The organism is Cohnella sp. (assembly GCF_041640265.1).
Classification (GTDB): Bacteria; Bacillota; Bacilli; order Paenibacillales; family Paenibacillaceae; genus Cohnella.
This window is the reverse complement of the sequence record NZ_JBEQAP010000002.1, coordinates 156,813-173,984: the sequence shown is the minus strand read 5'-3', so window position 1 is coordinate 173,984 and position 17,172 is coordinate 156,813. Positions and strand designations below refer to the sequence as shown.

Below are 17,172 nucleotides of genomic sequence, written 5' to 3'. Positions count from 1 at the left end.
ACTTGAGGAACTACGCCTTAATCTTTTAAAGTTTATACTCAGTTAACTGTCTTCTCGCCGTATAACGGCATGCCGGAAAGACTTGACAGCATATCGTCGGTCATCTTGTCCAAATCGTATTTCACGCAAAAATCCCACTCTTCGCGCGCCGCCGACGCGTCAATCGCGTCCGGCCACCCATCCGCAATGGCCTGACGAATGGGGTCGATTCTGTAATCAAGCTTGAATTTCGGCAGACGTCTGCGAATGCTGGAGGCGATCGCTTCCGGATCGACACTCATGGCCGACACGTTAAATGCGTTTCGATGCTTAAGCCGGGATGCATCCGCTTCAATGAGCTTGATCACCGACTCAACCGCATCCGGCATATACATCATGTCAAGAAAGGTCCCTTTGCCGATATACGATGTAAATTTGCCGGTCTTGACGGCGCTTACGTACATGTCGACGGCATAATCGGTAGTCCCGCCTCCCGGAGGAGTGGTATACGAGATCAACCCGGGAAAGCGAAGTCCTCTTGTGTCTATTCCATATTTGTTAAAATAGTAATCGCAAAGCAGTTCCCCGGACACTTTGTTAATGCCGTACATGGTTGCAGGGCGTTGCATCGTATCTTGCGGCGTACCGATTTTGGGCGCGCCCGATCCGAAAGCGGCAATCGAGCTCGGAGTGAAGAGCTTGCAACCCAGCGTTCTTGCCGCTTCCAAGGCGTTTAACAGTCCCCCCATGTTCAACTGCCATGCGAGCATTGGCTTTGTTTCCGCCGCTGCGGACAATAGGGCCGCAAGATGGATAATCGTATCGGCTTGATGATCTTTGGCCGCTTCATAGAGAGCAGTTCCATCGGTAACGTCAACAAGCCGGAACGGTCCGGACAACGCCGTTTCGTTTTGATCGTTCCGAATGTCGGTAGTCAGAACCGCATCGCAGCCGTATAGCTGGCGCAGCCGTGCCGCCAAATCGCGCCCAATTTGGCCGAGTGCGCCGGTAACGATAATCCGCCTCAAGTTCATTCCCCCTATCGGATCAAGCCGAGCTCCCGGCCCACCTTCTCATAGGCAGTGAGCGCATGGTCCAACATCTCCGTGGAATGCTCGGCTGTAGGCATGTTTCGAACTCTGCCTGTACCCTTCGGCACGGTCGGGAAGACGATGGCTTTCGCATATACGCCTTCCTCGTACAACCTTGAGCTGAAGCGCTGGGTTTTTTCCTCATCGCCAATGATACAAGGGGTTATCGGCGTTGCCGTCCGGCCGATGGAGAAGCCGAGCGCCTTAAGTCCTTTCTGCAAGTATGCAGTGTTCTCCCAGAGCCGGTCCTGCAGTTCCTTACTGCCTTGCAAAATATCGATCGCCGTTATACAAGCAGCAACCGTCCCCGGAGGCACCGCAGTCGAAAAGAGGAAAGGGCGGCTGCGCGCCTTGAGCCAATCGATCACTTGCTGCGTTCCCGCCACGTACCCCCCCGCCGCACCGACCGCCTTCGACAACGTGCCGATTTGAAAGATGATACGGTCGGAAAGCCCGAAATGCTTGACGGTACCTGCCCCGCCGCCGAGCACTCCTGTGCCGTGCGCATCATCTACATAGGTGATCAGATCATATGCCTCCGAAATATCCACGATTTCAGGAAGCTTCGCCATGTCTCCATCCATCGAGAACACGCCGTCCGTGATCACCATGATCTTCTCGAAGGTGCCGGACTCCCTTGCTTCTTTGGCCTTCGCTCGCAAGTCGTCCATGTCGGAATGGCTATATCGAATCACCTTGGCTTTTGTTAACCGGCAACCGTCAATAATAGAAGCGTGATTCAACTCATCCGAAAGAATGGCATCCCCCGCATCCATAACAGCGGAGATCGCCGCCATGTTGCAGTTGAAGCCCGATTGAAAGGATACTGCGGCTTCGGTCCCTTTGAAAGCAGCCAGTTTTTCCTCCAACTCGACATGAAGGGCGAGCGTCCCATTAATCGTCCGTACGGATCCACTTCCGACCCCGAACCGAATCGTTGCCTGAACCGCAGCGTCCACCAGCCTTCTGTCCGTCGCCAATCCTAAATAATTATTGGAGGACAGGTTCACGAACTCCCGGCCTTTCATGCGGATGACAGGACCATTCGAACTCTCCAGCGGGTCGATCGTATTGTACAGCCCCCGGTCTTTCAGTTCGGTTAGATGCGTTTGAAGAAAAGCAGACAGTGTTTTGCTAACCATTCCGATTCCTCCTTTTCGCCGAGAACATGGTTATAGAGTCATTTCAGCCATGATCTCTCAGCTTATCCCGATCGCCGGCCGGGAAAACCTCTGCTTTCCAGCAGATGAGAGGAAATGAAGGTGTTAGGGTACTTATTCTCGCAGGCGACATTATACACCATTTTCCCCTTTTTACCATTCTAAACATCATAATCTGGTCGTTCTCAAGCGCCACGCAATTCAGGATGGGCACGCTACAGAATACATTCGCCAAACACTGAACCGATTAATTCAACGGCTATTCTAGCTGTTTTGTTATTAATGTCTAACACTGGGTTAACCTCCACGATTTCTGCAGATACCAGAGCATTACTTTCATGAAGCATTTCCATAGCTAGATGGCTTTCGCGGTAAGACAACCCTCCGGACACAGGGGTTCCTACGCCAGGAGCCTCGCTAGGATCCATGCCATCCAGATCCAAGCTTAGATGAACACCATCCGTATTATTCGTCACTATTTTAATGGCTTTCTCCATCACATCATTCATTCCAAATCGATCGATATCGTGCATGGTGAATACACGGATACCCTTTTCTTTCAAAAATATCCTTTCACCTGAATCAATAGATCTGGCACCAATAATAACTACATTCTCAGGGTTGATCTTCGCTTCCTCTCCCCCGATCGAGACTAAATCAGGATGACCGTAGCCTAATGCTACCGCCAATGACATACCATGAATATTTCCGGAAAAAGTGGTAACCTCTGTATTCGCATCCGCATGAGCATCAAACCATATGACTCCAAGTTTTTTAACTTTCTGTAAGACTCCTTTAATCGTACCGATCGCAATACTATGATCTCCGCCAATAACCAAAGGGAATTGCCCTTTGCTTATTTCATCTGCCACAAGATTACATAACTCAGAATTAACTCTCATAATTTCCTTTATGAATTTTAATTTCTCTCCTGGCAAGGATGCTTCTAACAAACGATTAACATACAAATCTCCTAAATCATTAACGTGATATCCTAGTGATTCCAGTTTAGTAAGAATATTCGCACTTCTTAGTGCATTAGGACCCAATTCAACTCCGCTACTATCCGCCCCATGGTTGATTGGGACGCCTATAATAGAAATGTTTTGATTTCTTAGCGATATAGTCATATATATTCTCCTAAGCTGACAGTATTTGCAGGTAACATAACCATCTTATCACAGCTATTTCACTCAAATGATTAATACTTTTGCGCGGAAATATATGGTTGAGCAGGACAATCGGGTTTTTCGGTATCCAATCGTCCAAGCTCTAATCGCAACAATACATAAATTAATAAATAAATAATAACACTTGAGAAAGATGGTGATCAGGTAATATGGAGTACTCGACATATGGAAGGCATATTATCGTTGATTTTTGGGGTGTGGATTTCACCATTTTAAATAACGTTGATTTTTTAAAACAAATAATGATCGATGCAGCCGAAAAAAGCCTTGCAACAGTTTTATCAGTAGATTATAAAGAATTTGATCCATACGGCTGTACAATTCTTGTCCTACTATCCGAAAGTCATCTATCCATTCACACCTATCCGGAAAAAGAGTTTGCCGCAATAGATTGCTATACATGCGGAAATGATAAAGACCCCGAATTAGCAATTAATTATTTAATAAATCTATTAAAACCAAAGCAGATTTATACGAAAACTTTGATTCGTGGAATAAAGGAAATAGCTGTCGTTAATTAATATATACTCCCCGCTGTAACAGCGGGGGCTGAGTATTCTCCTCAATCAGTATCGTTCATGGATGTCAGCCAGAGCTCTGTTACGATCTGTCTGGATTTTTCTCCGAATACATTTTCGCCGATACTTGCTGGAAAATTTGAACATACTCTTCAATCTTGCTGAAGTCAGATAGCGGGTTCGTATCGAAATGTTCATGTCTCCTGGCGAAATCTGTTTGGTTGAAGCTATACAGAAACACCAATCCTCCCCATATTTCTTCATGACATCAAAATGATAGGGCAACACATATAAACCCGCTGCCTTGAGCGTTGCTATTACACTCCAGCAAAATTCAGGCATCTCTGAAATCACGGAGCAAGCAATGACAATGACTCCCCCTGGTGTCAGCCGTTTTTTCAGAAGTGTGTAAAACTCTCGGCTGTAGAGACGGCTGAGCCCGGGAGAATTATAGCTGGGTTCTGGAACATCGATAACGATGACGTCCCACTTCTTCTGGTTCTTCTCCGCGAATGACCTTCCGTCCTGAACTATTGTTTGCACCTTAGGATTGTTCAAAGACCCTTTATTAAACTTAACCAACGGCTTCAATTTCTTACCTATATCCAACATTTTGGAATCTATGTCAACGACCGTGATTTCTTTTACCTCATCATACCGGAGAGCTTCTCGCGTGGTAATTCCTCCACCACCGCCAATCATCAGTATACGCCGCTGCTTTTTGACAACACCCATTGCTGCATGGACCAACGCTTCCGCCCACATGTTGTCATCATCTGTCGTGCCAAACATCACGTAACCATCGCCATAGACCAATACTTTTCCATTTTTTTGCTTGACCACCGCGATTCGCTGAAAGGGCGTCTTCATACGGCGCAAAATTCGGTACTTCCCATCTGGCTCATCTTCCTTAGATATATAATCCCGCAGGGACATCAGTCGCGCCTTTTTATAATTCATGAACATCCTCCTATGACAAATATACAAGCAAATCTACTTCATTTATCATATATTTTTTATAGTAAAGGGGGGAATGAAATGGATGGACAAGCAATCGTTAGATTAGAAGTGAAGGCTTCTAAACGCATGAAACGTCTTCCCGCTCCATTTTACTCAGCATTGATGTCGAAGGCGAATCAGTTTATCGAACAAGGATACGATGTGATAAATCTCGCACAAGAAACTCCCGATCTGCCCACACCCTTGCACATTGTTCGTTCCTTGCAGGACGTGGCAGAAAACACACTGAATCACAGTTATCCTCCATTATCCGAAAGCAGGAAACTAAAAGAAGCGATATGTCATTGGTATAAACGTGAACAGGGGGTTGATCTGGATCCCGACCATGAAGTAGCCATTCTTTCCGGAACGCAAACAGCTCTGGTACAACTTTCGACGACATTATTAAACCCGGGGGATATCGCCCTTGTTCCTGACCCCGGGTACCCGGATTATGGGACGGGTATTGCACTGGCTGGAGCAACGATGACACCGATCCCATTGTTAAGAGAAAACTTATATTTACCGGATTTAGGAAAGATAACTCAGAATCAATGCGAAAGAGCAAAAATAATGTTACTAAATTATCCATCAAATCCTACTGGTGCCTGTGCTCCTGCCTCCTTCTTTGATGATGCGATCCGGTTTGCCGAGAAGAACCAAATAGTGGTTGCAAACGATTTTGCATACGGAGCAATCGGATTCGACGAAAAAAAACCGATAAGCTTCTTATCCCGTCCTGGTGCGAAAGAGGTAGGAATCGAGTTATATTCATTCTCAAAAACCTATAATATGGCCGGTTGGGGAATCGGATTCGCGCTAGGAAATAAAAAAGTTATTCGCTTGATGAATTTGCTTCAGGATCATTTCTATTCCAGCCCATTTGGAGCGGTTCAAGCTGCGGCGGTAACGGCTTTGACGTCCTCTCAGGATTGCGTGCGGGATCTTGTTGACATTTACGAATCAAGGAGGAACTCCTTGTTCCGTGATATGTGTAAGATTGGATGGAATGCCACGCTCTCTGAAGGTACGTTCTTCGAATGGCTTAAGGTTCCGACTCGATATTCCTCCATTCGGTTCGCAGACTTGCTTCTAGACAAGGCTCAGGTGTTCGTGGCTCCAGGCATCGAATTCGGTCAATTCGGAGAGGGATATGTTCGGGTGGGACTTCTGACGAGTGAAGAACGGTTGCGGGAAGCCATGAGAAGAATCCAAAAACTATCCCTCTTCTAACCTGAAGTTCTTTACGTTGACTTACTAATCACGATGAAAATATTTGAATAACCTCAGATTTTTTAAACTGTTGGGTTTAACATTATTTTTTTCTAGAAGAACCTCCCTCGGCAATCTGAACAATGACGAAAGGTTTTTGGGCAGCGTTTTGTTGGGAACGACATCTTTGTATTTACCTGGTAGGAATTTTCTGAATGAAGCGATTTGGAATCCCCAATCTCCAAATGACGGGACATAAACGGCATAGCTCTTGGTAAACATTCCTATGCTTTTCAGAGTATGATATATACTCCAATACACACTTGGCTTATCTTCTGTCGAATTGGATTGAATGACGATCATGCCGCTTGGAGCAAGAGTTTTTACTATGCGTCGGAAAAATTCCTTTGAATACAGCTTGCTTAAACCTTTATCTGACGGATCGGGAAAATCGAGAATGATAACGTTGTAGGATTTAGAGCCTGGTTTTGAGGTTAAAGGAAAGAATGTTCTTGCATCCTTTTCATGAATCTTCACCCGCTTATCAAATAATGAACGATTATTCAGGGTAGATATTGGCTTTCTTTTGGCTATTTGAACGATTTTGGGATCCAGTTCCACAAGATCTACCGATTTGACATCGTGATATTTAAGTACTTCCCGGACTGCGAATCCATCACCCCCTCCTAATATTAAAACATTACGGCGATTTGTGGTCATGATCATGGCCGGATGTACAAGCGCCTCGTGATAGATCCGTTCATCTAATGAACTAAATTGCAATTGCTTGTCAAGATATAACCGTACATCTTTCGCCTCTAGAAGGATAATTTTTTGATACCGGCTTTTACCTTGATATATGATTTTTGGTTTTTCTTTCAATAGGTGTTTTAGGGTTTTTAAATCCCAGATATCACCTCTTATTTTACTTGTTCTTTGAATCGTTCTCTTTTGCGGCAATAAATTCACCTCCTCACCTCTTACATTCATTTCAATCAAGTTATGCCATGATTTCCGGGCATGCGTGGGCACAATATTACATTCTCGCTGTCTTTAATCGATACGCTGCCAATCGTACAAAAGGTCAGTTGCGGCTATCGCAACTGACCTTTGAATTAACAACTTGTCTATTTAACGGGGTCTTAGGCCGGTTCTGCGTTTTCCGTTCACCGGAGCCTTCTTCACAGCTTTGCCCTTCCGGGTCGACATCGTCTCTAGTATCGGTACGATTTGTCCGCGGATTTCGCCATTCGGATTCTGCACCGTATGAACGTTGACATAGGTGTTGCCTCGTTGGATCTCACGCACGAGGTCGGCGATTGAACACCCCTGAAGGGGTCCGATCAAATCCTCGCGGGTCAACACGCCTTCCACAAATATTTCTGATCGGCACGTACTGCCGGATTTCTTCGCAACGAACAGGAACGCAACTATCGGTCCGTTCTGACCGGGGAAACCCAAGTGAATATGGGCTTCGGTTACGTTTCGGATATTATTTGCTTTCAGAATAAAGTGTAATCTCCTGCTGTCCTCGCTTAATTGAAATAACGCTACGCCAGTCGCATTCGTATTAACCGGCGGCACTTCAAATCGTCCTCGCAATATCGCAATAAAATCAGCCACTCCGTATTCCTCCTCTCTGAATCAATTACTATAAAGTACTCAGAGAATCAGGGAATGGCTTGTACACTTCTTCACTTTCATTAGTTCATAACTTCGGAAATCTGCGGGAGACCACAGAATGTATGCGAAAAATCATACAAAATGAGCAGCACACTCATCGAATCAGTCGATTCTATGCGATATTTCATACACAAAACACGATTTGAGCCCGGATTCTATAAATGTATCCGAAAAATCATATACATTCTCTGCATGTGTTCGTACACGTTAAAACTGTCCACAATTAATCGACAACCGCATAATGCGACAATAGTGGAACGTTCTCGGTTTAGCCGCTCTCATTGTTGCATTTTGCGACATTGGTGGGCGCTTCTCGGTTTAGCCGCTCTCATTGTTGCATTTTGCGACAATGGTGGGTCGCTTCTCGTTTCGTCAGCGTTCAATGGTGCTTATGCAGTTCGCCGACCAGGCTTCGAAGAGCCAGTTGGCGCCCATCACCACTCGGCTACTGTTCCGTCCTCTTGGCGCCACACCGGGTTTCTCCATCGATGACCGATCGCAGCCATTTGGCGCACTTTTTCCTCATCGATCTTAATTCCGAGTCCAGAACCTGTTAAGTTGTTCACAAACCCATCCTTATAATCAAAAACGTGCGGGTTCTTCAAATAATCGAGCAGATCGCTGCCTTGATTATAATGAATACCCAAGCTCTGCTCCTGAATAAAGGCATTCGGCGTGCACGTATCCATCTGCAGGCATGCGGCCAGCGCAATAGGTCCAAGCGGGCAATGCGGGGCGACGGCCACATCATAAGCTTCGGCCATCGCCGCTATTTTGCGGGTTTCCAGTATACCTCCCGCATGGGAAAGATCCGGTTGTATGATATCTACGATCCCCTGCGCAAGCAGCTCCTTAAATCCCCAACGGGTGTACATCCTCTCGCCGGTAGCAATCGGACATGAGGTATACCGGGCAATCTCCTTCAACGCTTCATTGTTCTCGGGAAGAACGGGCTCTTCAATGAACATTGGGCGATATTGCTCCAGTTCCTTCACTATAATCTTGGCCATCGACTTGTGCACCCGGCCATGAAAGTCGATGCCGATTCCGACGTCTTTGCCTACGGCTTCGCGCACTGCCGCAATACGGGAGATGGCGGCATCTACTTTGCTAAACGAGTCGATATAATGAAGCTCTTCCGTGGCATTCATTTTTACAGCGGTAAATCCCGCCTCGACCTGCTGCCGGGCTGCCAAACCGACATCGCTCGGACGATCTCCCCCGATCCACGAATACACTCGCGTCTTGTCCCTGCAAGCGCCGCCCAACAAATCATAGATCGGCGCGTTATAGAACTTGCCTTTAATATCCCATAACGCCTGCTCGATGCCGGAGATAGCACTTGATAAAATCGGTCCCCCCCGGTAGAATCCTCCTCGGTACAGCACCTGAAACAGATCCTCGATACGCATAGGATCCTGACCGATGATATAATCGCTCATCTCCATGACGGCGGCATGAACCGTATCCGCTTTTCCTTCGACTACCGGCTCTCCCCACCCGGTTATCCCTTCATCCGTTTCCACTTTAAGAAACAACCAGCGGGGCGGCACCTTAAATAGCTCCAACTTCGTGATTTTCAATATATTGTCTCCTTCACTTAAGAAAATTGATCCCGATAATCCTGGGGTGTCATACCTAAGCTCTTCTTAAATGCATGGTTAAACGAGTGCGGCCGTTGATAGCCCAGTTGAGCCGCGATCTCGTAAATTTTGTCTGAGCTGTTCTTCAGCATGAACTCCGCCTTTTCCATCCGGACACGGTTCATATATTCGCTTAAGTTTTCACCGGTTACTAGTTTGTAAATTTTGGACACATAAACCGGATGTAAATATACGTGCTCGGAAATCGTTTGCAAGGAAACTTCCTTATTCATGTTCTGCTCGATAAAGCTGCGAATTTCGTTAATCAGCGAGGCCCTCGAATATTTTGTCTCCTGGTCCATGTCCTCACGAATTCGCTCGAGACCTCTGAATGCCCACTCCTTAAGATCTTTAATAGATCGAAACGGGGTACCGTCCGTCATCCTGTCATAGTCCTCTCCGATTAACCGGCTTAGCGGCCGGCCATTCTTATGTGCAATATAAGAATAAGAGGATGCGATGGAAAAATAGACCTCAAGCAGATGCTCACTTGAATCGGCGCATTTATGCTCCATCTCCTCCATGGCGGTACGCAGTTTCTCTTCGATGCTGTCCCACCGGGCAGCTTCCAAAAGGTGAATTAACGTGGGCGGTTCGTACAAGCTGTAAAGGGTTTGAACCTCTGTTTCCGGCTGATGCTGCTCGTCTAGACGCATGAACAGCTCTTGCACGCTTCCGATCCGTTTGCGAAACGACGATACTGTTCGATCATAGAATTCGCGGAGATTTTGCGGGAAACATCCTCGGCCGCTTACGAGAACGGATACCTTACCCTTAAGATACGTCTTTACAGCCGATTGAAGAAGGGAGGCCGTCCGCTCGAACCAGGCGGTGTCCAATTGAGCATCATCCGCTTCTTTGGCCATCATGACAAAGACCAAATAATCATGCGTATCCTTAGTGTGCCAGCTGTAATAACGCTCGCCGAACAACTCTTCTACGATATTGCTGACCGCGTATTCCATCAAGGACAGGCTGTTCGCATCATCGTTCGGAAAGTCCTCTAGTCGGATCATCATCAACTCGAATGATTTTCCTTCGCTGCCTGCGAAGCCCAACATCTTCATTTTGTCGCGAAGCGCCGCCTCCGGCAGCTGTCGGCCCTGCAGCAAATCACTCAGCAGATTTCCCCGCAGAAGGGGCAAATTTTCCTTGAGGGTATTGGCTAACCTCTGCCTGGAAACGATCTCCTCCCATTCCGCACGAAGCTTATCCATCACCCGCGTTATGGTTGACAACAATTCCTTCTCTTTGACCGGCTTAAGCAAATAGTCTTCTGTCTGGTGCAAAATAGCCTCTTTAGCATAATTAAATTCTGAATAACCGGATAATAGGATACACTTGGTCTTCTGCCAGCGCCTGCGAATTTCCGCAATGAGCTCTAGCCCGCTCATTCCCGGCATTTGAATATCGGTGAGCACGATATCGATCGAAAACTGCTCCAGAAGCGATAACGCTTCCGGTCCGGAATAGGCTTTATGCACCTGCTCGATCCCGACGGCTCTCCAATCGATAGTGCTGTAAAATCGATCCACGACATGAATCTCATCATCGACTATCAAGAGTTGAACCATTAGATCCCTCCCTCATCCAAGTCAGAATCACCCTCAATCCCCCGCTGGGTGCGTGCTCGAACGTCAACCCGGACTGATCGCCGAATCGATAGCTGAGCCGGTGGTGCACATTCCAAACCCCGCAGCCGATCTCCTCAGACATCGGCTTTTGCAGCTTCGCACGCAGCTGTTGCAGGTCCTCCTCGCCCATTCCTCCACCGTTGTCCTCAACGATTATCCGATTGGAATTATCATTCTGTTGGCCCGTGATCGTAATTCTCCCGCCGCCAACGCGCTGTTCGATTCCATGAATGACGGCATTCTCGACAATCGGTTGCAGAATCAAACGGGGAACCGGCTCCGTAAGCATGGTCCTCGGCACCGATATTTCGTATTCCAGTCTCTGCATACGCATATTCTGGATGCTTAGGTAATTCTCAACGAGATCAATCTCGTCCTTCAGTATGACGTACTGACTCTCGACTCTTGTCGTATAACGATAATACTCCGCCAAGTTTTCCCCCATCGCGATAACCGAATCCTTGTCCTCGATTTTGGCCGAATTAATCATGAAAAAGAGGGAGTTATACAAGAAGTGAGGGTTGATCTGGGATTGCAATTGTTTGAGGGCTGCCTCACGGGAGCTGATTTTCTCAGCATATACCACCTCAACCAGCTTCTGAATCTGTTCAGCCATTTCATTGAAGCGTTGAATTAATATCTGAAATTCGTTCTTCGAACGATAGTCGATCCTTGCCGATAAGTCTCCCCGTTTCATTCGCTGCACGTTACGGATAATATTTTTGATCGGAATTTGCACGTTCCGGTAAAGGAGAAACGAAGCCAGCACGCTCATCACAAGCAGGAGACCCATCGAGCTGTAGAATAAATTTCTCGACTCCGTAATCGGGGACAAAATGCGCTGCTCGGGAACATAATCTACAAGGTACCAGCCGAGCTGGCGTGATTTTACGAAGCTAACCAATATCTGCTGCCCGTCGATCACCATTCTCTGCTGGCCCGAATCTGCCAACGTTTCGCCTCGCAAATTTTCATTTATCATGGACACCGTCATTATCGCGGAAGTGCTGTTCAAGATCGGATCATAATCGCGATGATATAGAAAAGGGTCGCTTTGTTTATCTTTCTTGGAGACATCGAGCAAATCGCTGATGTTCTGCACTGGAAAGCGGATTTGGAACACGGCATTGGCCTGCGAGAAGGAGTGAACCTTCGCGGGCTCGCCAATTTCCCGTATAAATGTACCTATCGGCTCCCCCCTGGATGCGTCTTGCTCATAGACCCATGAAGCATGAATGCTGTCATCCCAAGACCCTTGCCGCCCGCCCCCATGCAAATAAATATTGGTGGATATCACCTTGCGGTCGCGGGGAATAAAGAGCGTCAAGTCATTGGACCAGCCGCTGGACACGCTCTGCAGGCCGAGCTTTTCCGTAATTCGGGACTCCGCCTTTAAGGTGTCCCCGGACTGGGGCTCCTTTCGCTCTACAAACTCCCGGATATGCGGATCAAGGCTTAGAATAACGGGAAACATCGACAGATTTTCAATCGCCGAGTCGATCTGATAGAGAAAAAAGGAAAGCCGGTTCAAGTTCGAGGACTGAATCTCCTCCTGAATGACCTTGTTAGCCGTTCGGTTCGAGAAGCTGTAAAGCAGCAAAATAGGAATTAGAAGAAGCATGACTATGATAAGGATTTTATTGAAAATATTCAGCCGATACCTCATATGATGTCACCTTTCTGTCTGTCCATCAGCCAACAGTTACATTTTACCCTTTGACCGCACCCGCTGCCAATCCGCTGACTACGTATCGTTGCGCGAGCAGAGCAATAATCAACACCGGAAGGGTGATGATGCAAGCGGCAGCCATTAGCGCGCCCCAGTTGATCTCCGAATACGACATAAAATTGAATACCGCGACAGGCAGCGGCTTCGTCTTGTCGCCCGCCAGGATGATTGAGAACATAAAATTATTCCAAGAGAAAATAAAGGAAAGAAGCGATGCAGTAATGACACCGGGACCGGAAATCGGCAATATGACTCGCATGAATACCTGATGATGATTACAGCCATCAATCAAGCCCGCCTCTTCGATTTCTTTGGGGAGAGCTTCGAAAAAGGAAATCATAATCCAAATGATAAACGGCAGTCCCACAAGCATATGGCTGAGAATCAATGCGGTGTAGGTATCTACCAGATTAATTTTCGAGAATAAGATAAACCAGGGAATCAGGAATGTGATCCCGGGGATAATTCGGGCTACGAGTATGATAAGACCCAGCTTATGCAGATGATGTCTAGCTATGGCATATGCTGCCGGCAGCCCGAGCAACAGAGCAAACAACGTCGACCCTAATCCAATAATGAGGCTGTTCAGAATATAAGATAGAAAATCGTGTTCCTTAAATACGCTTGTGTAATTGTCCATCGTTGGCTTAAACAGCAAAAGCTGATCCGTCGACATAATTTGGGACTGCGTCTTGAAGGAAGCCAGCAGCATCCAGAAGAAAGGAAAAGCGAAGGAAAGCAGTACCGCTATCGTTAGTCCGCCCATGATGAGAGCCGTCGTTTTTTTGCGTTTAGTCATATTGCTCCTCCATTCGTTTACGCATCCAGATGAGCAACAAGGTTAACCCCATGACTAATGCGAAGAACATCACCAGGAGTGAGGAAGCCATTCCAAGCTTAAAGTATTGAAAACCGAGAACATAACCATAAATGTTCAAAGTCTCGGTAGCGAGATCCGGTCCGCCTTGCGTGGTTGCGTAAATAATATCGAAGGTTTTGAGCACATCGATCAAGCGCAGCATTGCCGCGACCAGAATCGTCGACTTAAGAAGCGGCAGCGTAATGGATATGAACTTTCTCCATCTCCCCGCTCCGTCAACATCGGCTGCTTCATAGGGTTCGGTAGGAATCGTCGCCAAGCCCGCCATGACAATGAGTGCGATCATCGGCGTCCACTGCCATACGTCCACGATAATGAGCGAAGGAATCGCTTGACTAGGAGAAGCCAGCCATAGCAGAGGTTCGAGTCCGATTGTTTTCAGCATCATGTTAGCAGCGCCGATTGACGGTTCGTAGATCAGAAGCCATACCAATCCCATCGCGACCGGCGTTGCCACCATCGGCAGCAGGAAAATGGTTTTGACGAAGTTTTTCCCGCGGAACTCGCGCGAGAGCAACAAGGCGATCGCCACCCCCAATACCACCTCAACGACAAGCGCCACAAAGGTGAAATACAGGGTCGAGCGCACTGCCTTCCAGAACCTGTCATCTTGTAATAAAGTCATGTAGTTTTCCAACCCGACCCACTTCGGAGGAGTGATTGCAGACATGCTCCATTCAAAGAAACTGATCCGAACGGTATACAAAATCGGGAATAGCATCATAAGCAAGACGAACGCCACAGCGGGCAGTACATATATCCATTTCAAATTACGGTCAAACCAGTTGTATTGCATATGGACTCTCCTTTCTCCTGTATAAATCAAAAGGGTCATAAATGACCCTTTTGATTGGTTAGGCCATTCAGCCTTTATTTATTTAAATCCTTATCAATAACGCCTTGCAAAGCTTCATTTGCCTTGTCGGCTACAGCTTGAATGTCAGTCTCTCCCGTGATGACCTTCTGAACAATTTCTCCTACCGCATCGCGAGCTTCCCCGACATTGATTACGGTCGGACGATCATGGTCGATTCCGCCCTTAACGCTTTCTTTAATAACGGTGACTAATTCCGGCGGGAATCCTGTTGTTCCCTGCGGGTTATCCCATACGGAAGATCGCGCTCCCGGATTGCCTTTCTCTTGGGTTTTCAGCACGATTTCCTTACTTGTCGCCCACTTGATGAATTCCCAAGCAGCGTCCTTGTCAACCGATCTCGTATTGATAGCCAACCCCCAGGAGGTAATATTATAGGGCTTGGATCCGCCAGCTCCGGCAGGGAACGCTGCGAAGCCCACTTTGTCGGCGACTTGCGATTTTTCCTTGTCCGTCAAGTTCTTATAGAGCGAGTTCGCGTCGGTTAAGAAAGCGACCTTGCCTTGCCCGAAAATACCGAACGCTTGCGGCCAAGACATATTCAGCACTCCCGGAGGGCCGTAATCCTTCAACAACGTACCGTAGGTCGTAAAGGCCTTAACTGCCTCGGGTGTGTTGATGGCCGCCTTGTCTCCATTCAAGAAATCTCCGCCTTCGGAATATAAGAACGAAGAGACTTGCGTGACGAGCGGAGAGCGCTGTCCGCGGGCTACGAAACCGTACATTTCTTTGCCGGGATCATGAAGCTGCTTAGCCGCGGCAACTAATTCATCAATCGTTTTCGGTACTGGTATACCGGCTTGTTCCAATAGATCCTTGCGGTAATATAAGATTTCCTGCTCCGTAATGATTGGAATACCAGCAATTTTGCCGTCAACGGTCGCAGTACCGACCGCCGATTTGGAGAAATCCGCGAAATCATATTCAGTGTCTTTGTTCACATATTCGTCTAAGGCTTGCACCCAACCGTTTTTGTAGAACAGCTTGCCCTCCTGCAACGGACGATACATGAACACATCCGGCGTTTCGGATCCGGCTGTGAACTGTACGGTAAGCTTCTGGGTCAATTGATCTTCAAAATATCCCTGTACATTCACCTTCATACCCGTAGCGGCCTCAAACTCGGGAAGCAGCGGTTTGATTGCATCGCCCCAAGGGTGGTTCGCCGTAACTAGATTTATGGTCTTGCCTTCAAAAGGTTTTGCCGCACTTGCTGGCGGTGACGCGCTTTTACTTGGGTCACTTACAGTGTTATTTGTATTGCTCCCGCAACCTGCAAGTAATGCTGCAGCCAGCATGACAGCCGTTCCGGTGCCTAACCAACGTTTTCGATAATTGTTCATCCTTGACCCTCCATTTGGAACGAATGTGGATACGCTTTCTATATTCATCATAGTTAAACGGGAGGAAGGTTTATATAACTAAAACTAAAGATCGATAACTAAGGATTAAGGTGTTTCTCACCCCCATCCAAAAAGGATGACCCGTTTTGCCTAGATCTATTATGTCTATTTTCAGATGGATTTCAATAATAAATAAAGATAGGTCCCGACCACTGTACGCAGCAGAAGGAATCTATCTTATTAAAGGATAATGCCTATTCGGTTTCTAGTAATTTAGCTTCTCTTTCTCTGAAATAGGTCGCGGTTTGGCTGACTAAGAGGTCAAGGGTTTCTTTATTAGGTCTGCCATACATAGCTGGGTAAGGGTCCCCTCCCGGGCCTAGCGGCTCCGGCGTAACAAATCTTCCTTCTTGATTAAATCCTATTAAATAAAGCGCCATGATGATTGTATCCAGATCCATATGCCCATTGCCTAAAGCTCCGCGATTACTATCAGCTAAATGCAGGTTTACTAATTGGCTCCCTGCTTGCATTATAGCTTCACCGATATGGCTTTCCTCAACCTGCATATGATAAATGTCTCCATTGATATGCTGAATACCAGGATGATCTACCTCTTTAATATAGGCTTGAGCATCAGAAATGGAATGAACAAGAGATGTTTCAGCGGCTCTTATAGGCTCGATTGCAGCTTTGATATTCCATTTACAGAATTCCTCTGCGACATTGTGGAGAGTTTCTACGCTTCTAGTCCACTCCATATCATCATATTTCTGAGGCCTTCCTACAGCTGCCGGCACTACCAATAAATATTGACCTCTTACAGCAGCTGTAAATTCGGTTTCCCGGCGGATATAATCAATCGCAGCTTGTCGGTGGATTGCGATGTTGCTCGAAAGGTCATTTTCTTTCGAGAACATTCCGCAAACACCAGACACTTCAATACCCCAGTCCTGCAAGATCAGATTTGCTTCATGGGGACTATATCCCAAATCGGGACCATAATGGTTTCCATGCAGCTCGATGTACTTTATGTTATTTTTATTTAACCGCTTCGCAGTTTCAACCAACGATTCAACGCCGAATCCCCAATTACTCCACGAAAGGTTTAATCTCTTCTTAAGGCGTTCCGGGTGGTTTTGTTTTAATACTTGGAACATTTGTTTAATTTTTGCACTCTTTTGTTCATAGTTTTGCAATAGGGCTCCCTCACATTCTATTTATCAAATAAACAGAT

The 17,172-nt window shown here is 46.8% G+C and carries 14 protein-coding genes and 1 pseudogene; 2 read left to right on the top strand and 13 right to left on the bottom strand.

What is annotated here, in order from left to right:
• Positions 1–38 precede the first annotated feature (38 nt).
• From ACESLK_RS02670 to rocF, 3 genes are all read right to left on the bottom strand, one after another.
• The gene (locus ACESLK_RS02670) at positions 39–1,007 is read right to left on the bottom strand and encodes an NAD-dependent epimerase/dehydratase family protein (RefSeq protein ID WP_372661812.1); all 969 of its coding nucleotides are present in this window, start codon (positions 1,005–1,007) and stop codon (positions 39–41) included.
• An 11-nt stretch (positions 1,008–1,018) separates the two neighbouring features.
• Positions 1,019–2,212 (bottom strand): glycine C-acetyltransferase, encoded by a 1,194-nt coding sequence (locus ACESLK_RS02665; protein WP_372661809.1) that lies wholly within the window; start codon positions 2,210–2,212, stop codon positions 1,019–1,021.
• A 233-nt stretch (positions 2,213–2,445) separates the two neighbouring features.
• Positions 2,446–3,360, bottom strand: a complete 915-nt coding sequence (rocF, locus tag ACESLK_RS02660; RefSeq protein ID WP_372661806.1) for an arginase — start codon at positions 3,358–3,360, stop codon at positions 2,446–2,448.
• A 209-nt stretch (positions 3,361–3,569) separates the two neighbouring features.
• Here rocF and speD point away from each other — a divergent pair, with 209 nt between their 5' ends.
• Positions 3,570–3,941 carry an adenosylmethionine decarboxylase gene (speD, locus tag ACESLK_RS02655; RefSeq protein ID WP_372661803.1) on the top strand — a complete coding sequence of 124 codons (372 nt, stop codon included), beginning with the start codon at positions 3,570–3,572 and terminating at the stop codon, positions 3,939–3,941.
• 45 nt (positions 3,942–3,986) lie between these two features.
• On the opposite strand, the gene ACESLK_RS02650 is transcribed toward speD, so the two are convergent.
• Entirely contained in the window at positions 3,987–4,898 is a 912-nt protein-coding gene (locus ACESLK_RS02650; RefSeq protein ID WP_372661800.1) for a spermine/spermidine synthase domain-containing protein, read from the bottom strand.
• A 78-nt stretch (positions 4,899–4,976) separates the two neighbouring features.
• Here ACESLK_RS02650 and ACESLK_RS02645 point away from each other — a divergent pair, with 78 nt between their 5' ends.
• A complete protein-coding gene (locus ACESLK_RS02645) occupies positions 4,977–6,170 on the top strand; it encodes an aminotransferase class I/II-fold pyridoxal phosphate-dependent enzyme (RefSeq protein ID WP_372661797.1) in 1,194 nt (397 codons plus the stop codon).
• A gap of 24 nt (positions 6,171–6,194) precedes the next feature.
• Here the strand turns inward: ACESLK_RS02645 and ACESLK_RS02640 are convergent, their stop codons facing one another.
• From ACESLK_RS02640 to ACESLK_RS02600, 9 genes and pseudogenes are all read right to left on the bottom strand, one after another.
• A complete protein-coding gene (locus ACESLK_RS02640; protein WP_372661794.1) occupies positions 6,195–7,109 on the bottom strand; it encodes a spermine/spermidine synthase domain-containing protein in 915 nt (304 codons plus the stop codon).
• Between the two features lie 267 nt (positions 7,110–7,376).
• Positions 7,377–7,772, bottom strand: a pseudogene (locus tag ACESLK_RS02635) (CHRD domain-containing protein); the annotation flags it as partial.
• Between the two features lie 494 nt (positions 7,773–8,266).
• Complete coding sequence (gene dgoD, locus ACESLK_RS02630) at positions 8,267–9,415, bottom strand: galactonate dehydratase (RefSeq protein WP_372661791.1); 1,149 nt, start codon at positions 9,413–9,415, stop codon at positions 8,267–8,269.
• 17 nt (positions 9,416–9,432) lie between these two features.
• Positions 9,433–11,049: a response regulator transcription factor gene (locus tag ACESLK_RS02625; RefSeq protein WP_372661789.1), complete on the bottom strand. Its 1,617-nt coding sequence runs from the start codon at positions 11,047–11,049 to the stop codon at positions 9,433–9,435.
• A complete protein-coding gene (locus ACESLK_RS02620) occupies positions 11,024–12,775 on the bottom strand; it encodes a sensor histidine kinase (RefSeq protein WP_372661786.1) in 1,752 nt (583 codons plus the stop codon). The genes ACESLK_RS02625 and ACESLK_RS02620 overlap by 26 nt, the downstream gene beginning before the upstream one ends.
• Before the next feature lie 43 nt (positions 12,776–12,818).
• The gene (locus tag ACESLK_RS02615; protein ID WP_372661783.1) at positions 12,819–13,637 is read right to left on the bottom strand and encodes a carbohydrate ABC transporter permease; all 819 of its coding nucleotides are present in this window, start codon (positions 13,635–13,637) and stop codon (positions 12,819–12,821) included.
• Complete coding sequence (locus tag ACESLK_RS02610) at positions 13,630–14,514, bottom strand: carbohydrate ABC transporter permease (protein WP_372661781.1); 885 nt, start codon at positions 14,512–14,514, stop codon at positions 13,630–13,632. The genes ACESLK_RS02615 and ACESLK_RS02610 overlap by 8 nt, the downstream gene beginning before the upstream one ends.
• A gap of 74 nt (positions 14,515–14,588) precedes the next feature.
• On the bottom strand, positions 14,589–15,935 hold the full coding sequence (locus ACESLK_RS02605) for an ABC transporter substrate-binding protein (RefSeq protein WP_372661778.1): 1,347 nt from the start codon (positions 15,933–15,935) through the stop codon (positions 14,589–14,591).
• Positions 15,936–16,189: 254 nt separating this feature from the next.
• Positions 16,190–17,134 (bottom strand): sugar phosphate isomerase/epimerase family protein, encoded by a 945-nt coding sequence (locus ACESLK_RS02600; protein WP_372661775.1) that lies wholly within the window; start codon positions 17,132–17,134, stop codon positions 16,190–16,192.
• Between the last annotated feature and the right edge of the window lie 38 nt (positions 17,135–17,172).

What these genes read in the sequence shown, in the direction of transcription:
- speD (WP_372661803.1), top strand. Translation starts at nt 3,570, where the DNA reads ATGGAGTACTCGACATATGGAAGGCATATTATCGTTGATTTTTGGGGT.
- ACESLK_RS02645 (WP_372661797.1), top strand. Translation starts at nt 4,977, where the DNA reads ATGGATGGACAAGCAATCGTTAGATTAGAAGTGAAGGCTTCTAAACGC.
- ACESLK_RS02605 (WP_372661778.1), bottom strand. Translation starts at nt 15,935, where the DNA reads ATGAACAATTATCGAAAACGTTGGTTAGGCACCGGAACGGCTGTCATG.
- ACESLK_RS02620 (WP_372661786.1), bottom strand. Translation starts at nt 12,775, where the DNA reads ATGAGGTATCGGCTGAATATTTTCAATAAAATCCTTATCATAGTCATG.
- ACESLK_RS02625 (WP_372661789.1), bottom strand. Translation starts at nt 11,049, where the DNA reads ATGGTTCAACTCTTGATAGTCGATGATGAGATTCATGTCGTGGATCGA.
- ACESLK_RS02650 (WP_372661800.1), bottom strand. Translation starts at nt 4,898, where the DNA reads ATGAATTATAAAAAGGCGCGACTGATGTCCCTGCGGGATTATATATCT.
- ACESLK_RS02615 (WP_372661783.1), bottom strand. Translation starts at nt 13,637, where the DNA reads ATGACTAAACGCAAAAAAACGACGGCTCTCATCATGGGCGGACTAACG.
- rocF (WP_372661806.1), bottom strand. Translation starts at nt 3,360, where the DNA reads ATGACTATATCGCTAAGAAATCAAAACATTTCTATTATAGGCGTCCCA.
- ACESLK_RS02665 (WP_372661809.1), bottom strand. Translation starts at nt 2,212, where the DNA reads ATGGTTAGCAAAACACTGTCTGCTTTTCTTCAAACGCATCTAACCGAA.
- ACESLK_RS02610 (WP_372661781.1), bottom strand. Translation starts at nt 14,514, where the DNA reads ATGCAATACAACTGGTTTGACCGTAATTTGAAATGGATATATGTACTG.